This window comes from Mycoplasmopsis gallinacea, from assembly GCF_900660495.1.
Taxonomy (GTDB): Bacteria; Bacillota_I; Bacilli_A; order Mycoplasmatales; family Metamycoplasmataceae; genus Mycoplasmopsis; species Mycoplasmopsis gallinacea.
In genome coordinates this window covers 905,802-920,768 of record NZ_LR214950.1, presented here as the reverse complement: position 1 = coordinate 920,768, position 14,967 = coordinate 905,802, and the positions used below count along the sequence as shown (strand labels likewise).

The window sequence follows — 14,967 nt, the reverse complement described above, 5'->3', positions numbered from 1 at the left end:
GTGTTTTTTACCAAATTATTAATTAATTATTAATATTTAACGAAGGTAACAATGAACAAAAATAAAAAAATTTTAATTGCATCTACAGCAGCTGGAACTACTGGTGTAGTTGGATTAACAACTGGTTTAGTTTTTGGTCTTCATAAAAAACAAGCTCCTAAAAATAAATCGGAAAATAATCCATTTGAAAATTTAAGTATTTCTTTTGATTACCCCAATAAAGAAAATACTTTAACAAGCCAAGCACTTGTAGAAAAAGTGATGGCAATAATTTCTAATAACACCCTTGAAGCTAAATTAGCTTATTTAGAAATTAGCGCTATTGGTGATGATTTTATCACTCTTAGCTACCAAGTTGCAATTGGTAAGGAGCTTTCTAAGAAGCAAACTGCTGAAATTAGTGGATTTTTAAACCCAAATTATGTAGATAGTTTGCGCTTAAAAGTTGCAAATGCTTCTGTCAGTTTTGATTATATCAACAAAGAAAATACCGAATTAGATCAAGCTAGCACTAGCGCAATTGTGTATCAAATAAATGATTCTCAATTAGTTGTTAAAGATATTACAATTCAGAACAAAGATTTTCAAAACAACACTTTAACTATCAGTTATTCACTCACTGTAAATGACCCCAGATTTGCAAATGAGTTATTAATTGAAAATAAAGTAGCCACAATTAGTGGTTTTGATAGTGCTAACTTTGTATCTGATCAAGATAAAGAAAACGAAAAAACTCGCTTAAATAATTTAGCTCCAAAAGTAAGTATTATTAATAACAAAATAAGACCAAGTCAAATCGATATAGATAATTATCAAAATTATCTAACTCTTAATTTAAGTGATTCTAGTGCAATTATTCAAGTTGAAAACATTTTAGGATATGATAATTATTTAGGTTTAATTAAACTTGAATACATTCTGGTATCTACAGATCCTAAATATAGTGATATTCATTCAGAAATTAAGACAATAATAGTTGGAAATAATGAAAACCATTTTAAAACTGAACAAGAAAGAATAAATGGGCTTATTATTAATTTAGCAAGCAATGTTTCTTTAATTAAAACTAAAGAAAGTATTAATAAAAATCAAACTAAAGCTAGCAGCATTACCTTAAATGATTTAGTTATTAATGAGTCATTTTTACAAAATCAACTTGCTGCTATTTGAGATTTAAAAACAATTAAAGCAAATGATGAAAATGGAACACTTGAATTAAGTTACAAAATTAAATCAACTCAAAACAACTTAGATACTATCTCAAATAAAGACTTAGAAGTTATTTCTGAAAATTCTAACACACTTACTTTAAGCAACTTTTTAACCAATGAAAAAGAAGCTTTAAATAATCAATTTACTGTCGCCATTTCTGCTTCAAGTAGCTTACTTGCAAATAAGGCAACTTTAGTGAGTGATGTTAATAATTTAACTTGATCAATTACAAGTGCAAGTAATAATTGAAGCATTATCCCTGAAAGTAAAACTATTGTAAATAAAGATGATGTCAATGGACATTTAACCCTATCTTATAGTGTAAAAAACAATTTAACTAATCAAGTTATTGCTAATTTAAGTTACGTAATTGAGGGTTTTTTAACCGAGCAAGAAAGATTGAATAATCTCTTAAATTCACTTTCAAATGATCAGCTTTTAAATATAAAAAACTCTTCAGTTAATAAGCTTCCTTCTGAAATTACAAACAATGATTTTGAGCCAATTAACTCAAGTTCGCTTAAATATAATGTTAAAGTTGAAAACATTGAACAAATTGATGATAATAATGGATTAGTTGCAGTTAAAGTTTATCTTTATTCAACTGAAACTAATTTAACACAGATTCATTCGTCAAACTTTAAAATCATTCAGTTTAACAATTTAAGCTCAATTGAAGCAAGAGAAACTCAAAGACTTGAAGCAATTAAAAATAAACTTGTTTTAGATTATGCAAATAAAGCAAATATTATTCCAATTGCACAAAGCATAAATCCTAATAAAATTTCATTCAAAACAAGTGATAATTTAAATCTTTTAGATTTAAAAGTTCAAGTTATTCCTAATAGCATTCACATTTATGACTTTAATGACGCGCTAGGAAAAATTAAAGTTTCTTACATCTTAAAATCACTAAATTACAATAACGTTTCAATTAGAATTGATGAAAGTTTTTCTGATAACTTATTTAACACAATTAGCGGCTTTAAAACTGAATTACAAAGAATTAATCAGATTAATAATTTAAGTTTTTTATACCCAGATTCAAGTAATGTTTTACCTTCAGAAGCTAATTTGATGTTAGTTACTCTTAACCAAGATTTTGGAGTTCAGTTAGCTGATATTCAAGCAACTAATATCGATGATCAAAACGGAATTTTAAGTTTTGAATATAAGCTTAGATCATCAAAATACCCAGACATTGTGGAAAAAAATTTTAGAAATGCTTCTTTAAATTTCCAAACATTACCGCAAAGAAAAAAGATTGAAAAAGCTCGATTAAATTCTTTAATTACCAATTTAAATGTAGCTAAAACATTTGTTGTTCAAAATCAAGATAAAACAAAAGAAAACACTAAAGCTTCAACGATTGTTAAAGAAGATCTTTTAGGGCACATCGATGCAAATGAATTCGCAAATATAAAAATTTTAAGAGTTCAAAATGCAAATGATGAAAACGGAACTGTTGAAATTGTGTATCAATTAGTTTCCACTAAAGATAAGCTTACTGATGTAGAAAGCAATTTAAATACATTTATTTTATCAGGTTTTTTAGTTAATACTGAAAGTGATAATAAAGAAGAAAAAGCAAGAATTGATAGTCTTAATTTAACAATTGATTATCATAATAAAGATATTGTTTTTGCTTCTGAAAGTGACCAAAATAACTATTTTATAGTATCAAATAACTCTCAAGCAGCTTTAATTAATGTAAATGTAATTCAGGTTAATGATGTGCTTGGATGAGCTAAAATTCATTACAATCTTAGATCAACTAAAGTTTCATTTACAAATAGCAACATTGTAAGTGATACTAAAGAATTCATAATTTACAATTTTAAAAACGGTTTAACTCCTGATGAAATTAAAATGAGTGATAAAAATGAAGTAAATGCTCTAAATCCAACTTATGAATATTCAAATAAAGCAAACATAAGTGCTGATAACGCAATTGCAAGTCAAATTAATTTTGCTCTTTTACCTAATAATGCAGTAATTACAGATTTAAAAATTACAGCTTTTGATAATATTGAAAGAACCATTCACTTTGAATATAGAGTTGCAAAATATAGTTATAAAAGTCAGCTAGTTGCTTCAGAGATTAAAAAAGGAATTATCACTGGATTTGCTCCTAAAGAATTAACTACCGAGCAAGAAGCAATTAAAAATCAGTTAGATACTTCTTTTGTACCTAATTTTAAGGCTGATTTAGCAAATAATCCAAATATTAGAGTATATGCAATGAGTCTAAATAAAGAAAATGCTAAATATTATTTAGATTTAAATGCACCTAATGGAATTACTTTAGAAGTTAAAGATGTTTTAGTTGATAAGGATAATCTTAACCAAGCTAAAGTTACAATGAGAGTAACTAAAGGAAATATAAGTTTTGATTATCAAAGAGTGTTTGTTTCTAAAAATGATATTCAATCAGTAGTAAATAAAATTAATTACTCAAATTTAGATCAACTTTTTGATATTAATTATCCACTTTTAAAAAGCTTACCTAACGCTAAAATGCTAGAAAATAAAAAAATTAGAAATTTAGTTTTTGCTCCTAAATTAGATAAAATTAGTGGATTTTTTGATTATGAATTAGACCTAAATTCCCTTACTAATGAAATTACGCAAGTTAACAAATCAGTTCCAATAAACAAAAACGATGTTAGAGCAATTCAAGAAATGCCTACATATGTAATTAAGCTTAAAGCTGATGTTAAAATCAAATTTAACAACCAAGAAATTAAGGTCTTAAAAAATCTTTCACCAACAAAACAAAGCAACCAAAGAGATTGACAAAACAAAGAAAACATTAGCACTTACTTTGGAAAAGCAGCTTACAACATAACTTACAAACCATCTGCTTATTACCAAAATCAGCCTATTTTTAACGACTCATCTTCAAGCATGCTGCTAGATTATTTCAAAGCTCAAGCTAAGGAAATTGCACGTGATATCCCTGAATACCAAGGGATTGATTTTGATAAAATTCAGGCAAATGATCCTAAAAAACACAAGTTATTTAAAGAGATAATTCTTCGTAATTTTGATTTTAATTTTGATGGATGAACTTTTGAAGGCTTTTATGACTTAGTTCCTGAAAAAGATGGTAATAAATTCTACATCTTTACAGATATTAATGATCCTTTAAAAGGAACAACTTCACTTAGATTTATTTTAAAACTAAAAAAAGATAACCAAGAAATTATGTTCCCATTCCACTGGGATTCAAATCAGATTCCAACTAGTGCAAATGAACTTCTTTTATATAACATTATTGAAAATAATAGAATTAGTGAGCTATTTAAACTCACTCAAGTGAAATCAGAAAAAACTCATTCCGATTATCTTGCTTCAGAAGCTTGAATATCTTTGAATCGGTTTATACACTCCCAAGTTTTGGCGAATTTGCAATTCACCTAGTTCCTGAAAATGAAAGAGATAATAAAACTAGAGAATATGATAACTTGCTTGGTAAAAGTTACTTGCAATTTGGGCTATACAAAAATGGAGTGTTCCAAAAAGGTCATAAAACAGTAGTTTATACTCTTGAAGGTTCCAGATTATTAAATAGAGATGATTTTAATCCAACTCACAAAGAATGATTTGATCAAAGCGACTTTTTAAGCCAAGAATATGAAACTCCTTCTAGTGAGATAATAAGTAAAATCAACCAAATTAATAGCACTGATTTTGAATATAACTTAACTAGAGATAGCAAAAGATTAATTGATCCAAAATTAATTACTGATCAAAAAGCATTTGATAAGCTTAATTATCTACTTAAATTCAAATCTCCAAATTCAATTAACAACGTAGATCCAAATAATATAATCGTGCATCCTTCAATTTCAAATCCAAATGATAATGAAACTAGCGTAGATATTGAAACTGACCTTAAAAATGATTACTTTATTTATTATTTTGATGTGCAAAGCAATTATTCAGCTAGCGAAAAAGGAACATTAAGTTTTAAATTAGGGTTTATTAATAAAGCAAACCCAAAAATTAGATACGCTACTCCTAATCGAATTTACTTAAAAAATCTTGTTAACGATTATGCTCTTTATGCTTACAAAGAAGCAATTATCAATAGCATAACCTTTGATAATTTAAGCATTAACGAAACATTAAAAAGCAGCCTTACAAGAGATGAATTTATTAATAAAGTTAAAAATAGCTCGCTTGATCAAAACTTTGTAAGTGTGCAAAATTTAAGTTACAATTCTAAAAATCTTGTTGAAATTTTTGGTAATACTGGAAGCTTTAGATTTGTTAATCCAATTAAAGTAAACTCACTTCCTAATTCAGTACTTGTGCAGCTTGCTTACTCTCCAAGTTCATTTACAAATAAAAATGACATAATTAAAACTGATGCTTGATTTGAAATAAGCAATTTTAGAGATGCTACAAATACACATTCTAGCCCAAATTACGCAGAGATTTTAAGTCAAATAAGTGCGCAATATGGAATGAAAAAGGTATTTTTAGCCAATAATAAAACCTTGCGGAGAAGAAGAATTGAGCTTAATTATAAAGATGTAATTTTTAACTTAGATAAGCAAAATAATATCGTTACTTGAACTTTCAAAAAGCAATATTATCAAAAGCTTTTAGAAAGACAAAACCAAGAAAATGCTAAGATTAACTTCCATTTTAATACAAACATTGCTTATTTAGATAATAATGCATTTAGTAGAGTATTTAAACATGATAAAGGAATTAACGTTTCTTTAGATTGAAACGAGCTTAAAAGCAAAAAAATTATCCAAATAAATGGAACAACTGAAACAGTTAATAATAAAGTAATTAATTATAAATTAACCTTTAATTTAACTGATGAAGGAATCGATTTTAAATATGAAATTATAGGCAATAATGACTACAAAATAGTCGGAAATAATGTTTTAGAAACCTTGCAAGCCAACTCAAATGCTCCTTTTGATAATTCTAAAGCAGTTTACTTTAATTTATCTTACGGAGCTACAGTTACAATCGATTATTTAAATAATATTAGCCAAGAAGTATTTAAAGAAGATAAAACTAACTGGTTTGATTATAAAAATATGAGTTTCACTAACGAAAATGTGCCTTTAATTATTTACAATAAAGATTACAACAAAGGCGCAATGTTTGAGTATGATCCAAACCAAAATTTACCTTACAAATTCCACGAAGGGTATAAATTAGATATTGAATATATGCACTATCATTATCAAGATTCTAGAGTTAAAGATCTTTATAATCGAGCTTCATTAATTTATTTAACAGGTGCTCAAGGAACCGGACTTTTTGTAGGTAAAGCTAGCTTAGATTCTAGTGATGGTAAAATGTTTGCTATCACCAATAACCACGTTATTAACAATGATTCAACTGTGCAAGATCCTACACAAAATACTCGAATACCTCAAGTTGATCTAGGAATTGCAACTAACAAATATAAAAATAGTGTCGATAATGGATATGAACCAAGAAATCAGCTTTATTCAGTGCCTATCAAGATATTTCCGTTTTGAACAGGTAGAAATCAAATTAGCGAAGATAAAAGTGATAACAATAAATACGTTGATATTACTTTCTATTTAGTGGACATAAACGAAATTATTGATAAGTTAATTGAAAAAGGTCGCTTCCAAACTGCCCTTTGATATAAGAAATTGCTTAGCTTACCAAATTTAAATTTCAATAATTACAACAAAGATAATCTTTGATATTCATCTCAAAAAATAAAACAAATGTCTAATTGAGAAACTTATCCAGAATATTACACAGGAAGATTATTTGCAGGTTATCCAGATAAAAAATTAAGTGGTTATATTGTTAATAGAAATACAATTAATGATAACCGTGAAATTTTCGGATTAAAAAATGACCGAACCAAAAACTTTACTCCAGTTTTTGTCCGTGGTGGTCAAAGTGGAACTGGAGTTATTGATGGAAATGGAACATACATTTCAACAATCAATTCAGCTGTTGGTTGATTCTCACTAACTTCTTGATTTGGATATTCAAGTATTTATACCAATGGCAAAACTCAAGAATTTAATTACTTTGGAATCCCAAATCCAAATCAAGATATCCTATCAATTCCAAATATTAATTCAGCTGCTTCAAATGTAATGAAACTTAACGCTTGAGATCCTTCAATTAGTATTCCTTTCTGAATAATTAATCCAAAAGATTTTAACAAAAAATAAATAAAAATTACTGTCAATATTTGACGGTAATTTTTATTTATAAATCCTTATTTTTTCTCTTTATTTCTCTTAAAGAAGCTTATAGTGTGTTTCTCATGAGTTAAGTTTTTTGCTCACTCAATTTTGTAATATACAGTCTCAAAAACAGCTAGTTTAACAAGGTCTGATAAGAAGAAAACTAAGTAAAAGTACACCACATTAAGTTCTCATTTTCCAGGCCCTTTTCCGACAATAAAAAATGCTAAAAGACCTAGTCAAACAAGTTGTAAAAAGCTTGTAATAAATTCAACTAATGATAAAAGGTTATTTCTTCCACCAGCTGAAATTAATCTTCCACTTGTAACAAATCAAGTTCAAATCGGACTAAATGAAAGCATGATTATAAGTGTTCCTATTAAATAATTATTGTAAGCAACTCTAACTTCATTAATAATAGCTTCACTAGCACCTGGATGGGATAGTTTTCAGTTGTCAATTGCTGATTTATTAAAAATGCTTATATAAGGTAAAACGAATAAAAAAGCGCCAAAAAATAGAGCTAAACCAAATTGTAAAACAAAATGAAACCCTTTTAAATGGTTACCATTATCAATAGCAACATCGAATTCGCTACGCCCTAAATGGTACCCTACATATTTTGCAACATTGGCACTAAATGAACTAAAACTTGCTGTGAATACACCAGTAAAAGTTGCTGTAATTGCAAGAACAGAAACGTTCATTATATCTTGAATATTTGATGTATCTGCATTATTGTAAAATGCTTGTCTAACTGTATTAAATGCCACTGCGCTTGATGAAAGTAAGATTGATGGAAAACGCTTCATAAATTGCATAAAAATAACTGATGAGACATGAAACAATTGTCAAGGAAATACATTCAATTCTCTACGGTTAAATCATAAACAAAGGAAGTTTCCAATTACCGCCGACACCCTTGCAATAATACTAGCTAAAGCAGCTCCTACAACACCCATATTTAATCCGTACATGAAGATAGAATTAAAAACAATATTTGTAAGTAATGTTGTTATAGTAGAGTATAGTGATTGTTTACCAAGTCCAATCTCACGTAACAAGTTACCAGAGGTGAATGTTCAAGCAAGAAGAATTCAAGCAATAGTAATGTATTTAAGATAATCTTTTGCAAGCCTTACATTTTCTTCGTAGCTTTTTGCAGATAGTGGATTTTTCTTACCAGCAACTAATTCAATCATCTGTGTGGGTGCTGCAAATGCAAAGATAACAAACACTGCAACAACAATTATGCTAAGGATAATTCTTAACCTAATTACTTGCCTTGCTTTTTCAATTTCATTAGCCCCCAAGTATTGACCTATAAGTGCTGAACCTATGAAGCCAATTCCGGTGTAGATGGCCAAAATAATCGAGGTATAAAAATTTGCATAACTAAGAGCTTGTGCACCACCATTAACGGTAAGAACCATGAAGTTATCTACAAAGTTATTTAATGAAAAACACAACCCTGATAAAACAACTGGCATTGCAAATTTAAAATATTGTCACCACTTCGTTTTTGAATCAGGGAAATGAACTTTAAAAAATGTTCTAATTTGATTCATTTGATTAACACCTTTAATTTATTTCTTTTGTTTAAAATCATCTTTTTTTAAGCTATCACACAAAAAATGGATTTTTTCTGTGTGGAAACATTTTTACAAATCAAGGATTTCAACATTCTTGTTTCTGCACAGCTCAAAAAACAAATATATTTTACTTTTGTACCTATATTATAGCATTAAAAGTATTATTTATGCAGTCCTTTTTTGATTTTGTATAAAATATTCTGCAAATACTTTAAAATAATATGCAATATTTCCATAAAATATTTTTAATGTAATATTTTTTTATTTATAAAAATAAAATTCTTATGTTTTTTTATCTCTATTTTTTCTAATTATTCTACTACATAGATGTAAAAAAAGTCAAAATGTAGCATATTAACATAAAAAATATTTTTTTTGAAGTTATTTTTAAAGGATTGAAAACTTTTATATCTATAATATAGATAAATAGAACGTTTTTTCAAATGTTCGCAAAATTGAAAAAAATTTTGTTCTATTTATAATTATTATGTTACTTGTAAATAGAAAAAAACTTTTCTTTAAAAAAAGTAAATGATAAGTAAACTAGTTTGGGGAAGTTAGTTTATTTATTAATTAGGGATTAATCAAGTAACCTAAAGGTGAATTCTAATTCTCTTTAGTAAATATTAATATTAGTAAAATTTTCATTATGAAAACCTTCGTTAAATAAAAAATATAATTGATAAATATTTTAGGATAATTTTTTAAACACTGGACGTTCCAGTGTTTTCTTATACCTTTTTTTGCCATACTTAGTTCATATAAATAATAAGTTTTTTCAAAACTAATTATTCTAAGGAAATAAATAGTGATTAAAACATTTTCTTTAAAGTTATTAAAATCTATAAAAGTGAAAAAATATTAAAAAGTTATATTTTGACTAATTTAAAAAGAATTATTCTAAGCTTTTTGCTTTTTAAAAATTAATATTAAAACTTGTCATATTTATGATTTTTATTATCTTTGAGAATAAAATTTACCATAAATTAATTTATAATTAATTTATGTTTAACAAATTAAAAAGAGTAAATGATGAAGAAAAACAGTCCTTATTAGATTATTTATATCAAAATGATCCAGTAAAAAATATGTTCATTATCTTTGATATTCAGACTTTTGGTTTAAATGAAGAAGGCTTTGCAACATATGTAACTAAAAATGATGATAAATTTGAAAACGTTTTTTATGTTTACCATACCAATTTAGTTATTTTTCACAAAAACAACAACATTGATCCAGAGTCATTTTTCCGAATTTTAGAAAAATACCAAATAAAGAACATAATAACAGCTTCTAGTGATGTTGAGTTTTTCACAAGCATCATTCACAAATTCAAAAGAGGAACAAAACTTTTTCAAGAAAACATTGCTTCATTAGACGTGGATTATTTCTACGAAAAGATTAGTTTAGATGATAATTCAGCAAGAATTTTCACCAAAGAAGATATTCCTTCAATTATTGAATCTAGAAAGCAGATTAAAGAATTTGAAGGTTTTGCAAGTCAAAACTTAGATAAAAACTTCTTAGAAGGCGCTTTTGACAAAGATGCTTACTGAGGGTTTGTTATTGAGAAAGATAATAAAATAGTTTCACATGCTTCAATTAGTGCTTACACAGATAAAACCGTAATGATTGGCGGAGTATTTACCTTATCAGAATATAGAAATCAAAAATTAGCTACCAAATGTATGGTAAAACTTTGTGACTATATTATTAAGCAAAGAGGTAAAATACCAGTACTATTTTATGAAAATCCAATTGCTGGTGAAGTTTATCAAAAACTTGGTTTTAAAGTCAGTGGTATACTTACGGTAATTCACGTTGAAAGAGGAGAAAAGTAATTATGAATAATAATATTAAAAATACAATAATTTCAGAATTAGAAGAAAACAGACCATTAAACTATATTGCTTCAAATATTTCAATTGATATATCTCAAGTTACAATTAAAGAATTTATTAAAGAAATGCCATCTCTTAAAGATTTAGCTAAATCATACGCTTCACAAAAAACTATTTTAGGCGTTGTTGATCATTTAATTGATTCTAGTGTTATTAATGACCCTAAATATTCAAACTACAGAGAACTTTTAATAATTAACCGAGTAAATATCGCAGTAAATTTAATTATTAATTACTTCCAAGAATTTGTAAGTAAAATTGATGATAAAGAACTTAATAATAAAAAAGATGAGAATGCTTTAATTTATCTTAAAAAATTAAGCAATAAAATTAATGATTATTCTCAAAAACTAAATAATAACAAAGACTTAAATGTAAAATCATTAATTTCAAAAATGAACTTTTACCTTTTATTTGTCTTTAAATTAAGTTTTTCAACTGTATATAAAGTATTTAAAGAAAGTGTATTATAATGAGAAAAGTATATTTTAAAGATCAGTTATACCACCTTCCAGATGGTGCTCAAATTAATGATCAAGTTAATTTAGAATTAGTTCAAAGTGGAACTTTTGAAAATGTAAAGTTAGATAGTTTTGATGGACTTACAGTACTTGCTACTTACCCATCAGTAGATACAAGAGTTTGTGATTTACAAATCATTAGACTTGCTTCAATGTCTCTTGAAAGACAAAATGTACGTTTTATTGGTGTATCAATGGATCTTCCAAGTGCAATTGATGTTTATAACAACAATCACCCAATTGAGAAAATGAAGCTTTATTCAGATTATAAAACTCGAAAATTAGCTGAGTTTTTAGGAGTATTAATAAATGAATACCAATTATGTGCTCGTTCAATTTTCGTGCTTGATAAAGATAACAAAATCATCTACAAACAAGTTAATGAAAACACTCATGAGCAAGTAGATTTTGATGCTCTTGAGAAATTCCTTGATAGCGCTATTTAAACCAAATAAACCTATTTTTAATACCTTTTAGGAGCTTAAATAGTGAAACTGACACAAAATTAGTGTCAGTTTTTCTTTACCCTTTTAGCACTAATGTCTGCAAATAAGGAGTAAAGAAAAACTACATCAAGTTCCCTTGATGTAGTTTAATTTGAATTATTATTTTAATTTTGCAAAGTATGATACTGTTCTAACAAGTTGTGAAACGTATGACATTTCATTGTCGTATCATGAGAATAATTTGTATAAGTTTTTTCCATTTTCTGATTTTAATACAGAAGTTAAAGCTGGGTCAAAAATTGATCCGTATGATGAACCAATGATGTCTGATGAAACGATTGGAGCTGTTTCATATTTCATTGTTTCGTTAGCTGCTTTAGCAAATGCAGCGTTAAGTTCTTCAACTGTAGGTTGTTTTGATAATGTAACTGTTAAGTCAACGATTGATCCTGTAATTGTAGGAACACGAACTGCTGAACCGTCTAAAACACCTGCTGCTTCAGGAATAACTAATCCGATAGCTTTAGCAGCACCTGTTGATGTAGGAACCATGTTTTGTGCAGCTGCTCTAGCTCTTCTTAAATCACGGTGAGGCGCATCTTGTAATCTTTGGTCTCCTGTGTATGAGTGGATTGTTGTCATAAATCCTGATTCAAGTCCGAAGTTGTCAACTAATACTTTAACAACTGGAGCTAAACAGTTTGTTGTACATGAAGCACCTGAAATAACTTTGTCATCTGCGTTTAATGTTTCGTGGTTTACGTTGTAAACGATTGTTTTAACATCGCTTCCAGCTGGAGCTGAAACAACAACTTTTTTAGCACCTGCTTCTAAGTGTAATGAAGCAAGATCTTTTTTAACAAAGAAACCTGTTGATTCAATAACAAGATCAATGTCTAATTGACCTCATGGTAAGTTTTTTGGGTCTCTTTCTGCAAATACTTTAATTTCTTTTCCATCAACAACGATTGAGTTTTCTGTAGCAGAAACTTCAGCAGCTAAAGGTCCAAAAGCTGTATCGTATTTTAATAAGTGTGCTAATGTTTTAGCATCTGTTAAGTCGTTAACTGCAACAACTTCTAAATCTGAGTTTTTTGTTTCTAAAAGACGACGGAATACTAATCTACCGATTCTTCCGAAACCGTTAATAGCGATTTTTTTCATATTTAAGCCTTTCTTATTTTTAAATATTTTTAAACAAACTTAATAACTTTCTATACAAAATATTATTCTAATTTGTTATCTATATTATAAACATTTTAAATGATAAATGCATAAAATGTTAAATTTTAATGTGGTATTGCTACCATTTAAAGTTTGACTCTTTTTTTAGATTCAAATTGGTAATCTTGAGCATATAATTTTCCATCACTAAATTCCAAAATTGGAGCATTCTTGATTAACTTTTTACTTGCATAATATACCTTTAAACGTTTTCCATTGACAAATAAATAAGCTCCTGGATTTGATGAAAAAGCACGAATTTTATTGAAAGCTTCTTCAGTAGTTAATGTTGGTTCTAAAAGCGCATCTTCTTTAAGAAGTTTTGGACTTAAAACCACCTGGTTTTCATCTTGCACTTCAGCAGTAAAATTACCTTTTTCAAAATCTTTTAATCAGCTAACAATATTTTCGGTGCCTAAAATAGAAAGCTTTTCAAAAAGTGAATCACTTGTGTCAGTATCTTCAATATCAATTGATTTTTTAAAGATCATATCACCAGCATCCATTTTATTTACCATATAAATAATGGTAATTCCTGTTTGCTTATCTCCATTTAAAAGTGAGTATTGAATCGGAGCTGCCCCGCGGTATTTAGGTAATAGTGATCCATGTACATTTAAGGCTGCTTTTTTAGCTAATTTTAAAACTTTATCAGGAACAAATTGACCAAAAGCGCAGCTAAGAAAAACATCAAAATCAAGCTTTTCCAGCTCATCATAAATTTCTGAAATTTTATTAGGTTGAAATACTTTTAAGTTATATTTTTCAGCTAATAATTTAACCGGGGTAGGTTCTAATTTATACCCACGATTAGCAGGTTTATCTGGCTGTGAAACAACTGCAACAACTTCAAAATTTTTAATAACTTCTTCAAAAATCGGAACCGAAAAAGATGGAGTTCCAGCAAGTAATATTTTCATTAATCCTCCAAGTCAGATCCAATTCAAAAACTATCTTTAGTGATTTTTTGCACTAATTGAACGAAAATAGACATATTTTCTTCAATGTGGTTTTTGTTTCTTGAATCATTTTCATACTGCTTAATAGTTGATTTTTTAAGGTGCTCTAAATTAGATGTTCCACCTACAAAAGTAATTTTTTCATTTTGATGGCGCATTCTTTGAATTAAAACTTTTAAAATAACGTTTTCTAAAAATCAAGAATTGATTTTTTGCGTTCCAAAACCATCAAGAACTAAAACTTCAGCTTCAGACATTTTTTTGATAAGAAAATCTGGGCTATATGAATTATTTTTAGTATCACTTTTAAATCCAGAAATAATAAAGTTATATAAATCAAAAATGTTAATGTAGCAAGTTTGAAAATTTGCATAAGCAAAATCATTAGCAATTTCTTTTAAATATTGCTCTCTTTTGCTATAAAAATTACCATATAAATAAAGCCCTTTTTGTCTGAATCTAAGTCTAATTTTCTTATTTGTTTGTAAGAAGCGTTTGAAAGTAATTTGGTAGCTATATAAAGAAAAATCAGTGGTTGTTTCAAATTCATCACCACTTTCAGAAAGTTTTTCTTCGCTAAAAAGGTCGGTAGTATCAATTTCCGAAACAAATGAAAGTTCTAAGTTATTATCAATTAAAAACTTTTTAGCAACCTGATTATCTAAAAACTTATTATAAAAAGTGATTTTTCCTTGTTCGTCACGCTTTACTTCAAGCATTGAAATGAGTGTACTTTTATCCATTTGGCTTTCAACGGCGATTTTAGCAAATTCAGCAAAACTATTTCAAAGCTCATCATCTGTAATATTTAAAGAAGCAATGCGAGAAATAATGGCATTGCTTCTTTTAAGAATCATTAATTGTTTATTTTTGAAAATTTCATATTCTTGTTGATTCATA

9 protein-coding genes are annotated in these 14,967 nt (G+C 27.6%); 5 read left to right on the top strand and 4 right to left on the bottom strand.

Annotated elements, in window-relative coordinates; all coding sequences use genetic code 4:
• Window positions 1-51: 51 nt before the first annotated feature.
• Together EXC51_RS03660 and EXC51_RS03655 are read left to right on the top strand one after the other, a co-directional pair.
• Window positions 52-4,635 carry a lipoprotein 17-related variable surface protein gene (locus EXC51_RS03660; protein ID WP_129620565.1) on the top strand — a complete coding sequence of 1,528 codons (4,584 nt, stop codon included), beginning with the start codon at window positions 52-54 and terminating at the stop codon, window positions 4,633-4,635.
• On the top strand, window positions 4,575-7,409 hold the full coding sequence (locus EXC51_RS03655; protein ID WP_129620564.1) for an MGA_1079 family surface serine endopeptidase: 2,835 nt from the start codon (window positions 4,575-4,577) through the stop codon (window positions 7,407-7,409). Before EXC51_RS03660 ends, EXC51_RS03655 begins: the two co-directional genes overlap by 61 nt.
• Window positions 7,410-7,456: 47 nt before the next feature.
• Here EXC51_RS03655 and EXC51_RS03650 read toward each other — a convergent pair whose 3' ends face one another.
• The gene (locus tag EXC51_RS03650; protein WP_129620563.1) at window positions 7,457-8,992 is read right to left on the bottom strand and encodes an MATE family efflux transporter; all 1,536 of its coding nucleotides are present in this window, start codon (window positions 8,990-8,992) and stop codon (window positions 7,457-7,459) included.
• Between the two features lie 1,028 nt (window positions 8,993-10,020).
• Between EXC51_RS03650 and EXC51_RS03645 the strand changes: the two genes are divergently transcribed.
• The 3 genes from EXC51_RS03645 to EXC51_RS03635 are packed head-to-tail and all read left to right on the top strand — an operon-like array spanning window position 10,021 to window position 11,884.
• Entirely contained in the window at window positions 10,021-10,857 is an 837-nt protein-coding gene (locus EXC51_RS03645) for a GNAT family N-acetyltransferase (protein WP_129620562.1), read from the top strand.
• Window positions 10,858-10,859: 2 nt separating this feature from the next.
• On the top strand, window positions 10,860-11,390 hold the full coding sequence (locus tag EXC51_RS03640; RefSeq protein WP_129620561.1) for a hypothetical protein: 531 nt from the start codon (window positions 10,860-10,862) through the stop codon (window positions 11,388-11,390).
• The gene (locus EXC51_RS03635; RefSeq protein WP_129620560.1) at window positions 11,390-11,884 is read left to right on the top strand and encodes a redoxin domain-containing protein; all 495 of its coding nucleotides are present in this window, start codon (window positions 11,390-11,392) and stop codon (window positions 11,882-11,884) included. The genes EXC51_RS03640 and EXC51_RS03635 overlap by 1 nt, the downstream gene beginning before the upstream one ends.
• A gap of 159 nt (window positions 11,885-12,043) precedes the next feature.
• Here EXC51_RS03635 and gap read toward each other — a convergent pair whose 3' ends face one another.
• The 3 genes from gap to EXC51_RS03620 form a co-directional block, all read right to left on the bottom strand.
• Complete coding sequence (gene gap / locus EXC51_RS03630; protein ID WP_129620559.1) at window positions 12,044-13,048, bottom strand: type I glyceraldehyde-3-phosphate dehydrogenase; 1,005 nt, start codon at window positions 13,046-13,048, stop codon at window positions 12,044-12,046.
• 146 nt (window positions 13,049-13,194) lie between these two features.
• A complete protein-coding gene (gene fmt, locus EXC51_RS03625) occupies window positions 13,195-14,028 on the bottom strand; it encodes a methionyl-tRNA formyltransferase (protein WP_129620558.1) in 834 nt (277 codons plus the stop codon).
• Window positions 14,028-14,966: a hypothetical protein gene (locus tag EXC51_RS03620; protein WP_129620557.1), complete on the bottom strand. Its 939-nt coding sequence runs from the start codon at window positions 14,964-14,966 to the stop codon at window positions 14,028-14,030. The genes fmt and EXC51_RS03620 overlap by 1 nt, the downstream gene beginning before the upstream one ends.
• Between the last annotated feature and the right edge of the window lies 1 nt (window position 14,967).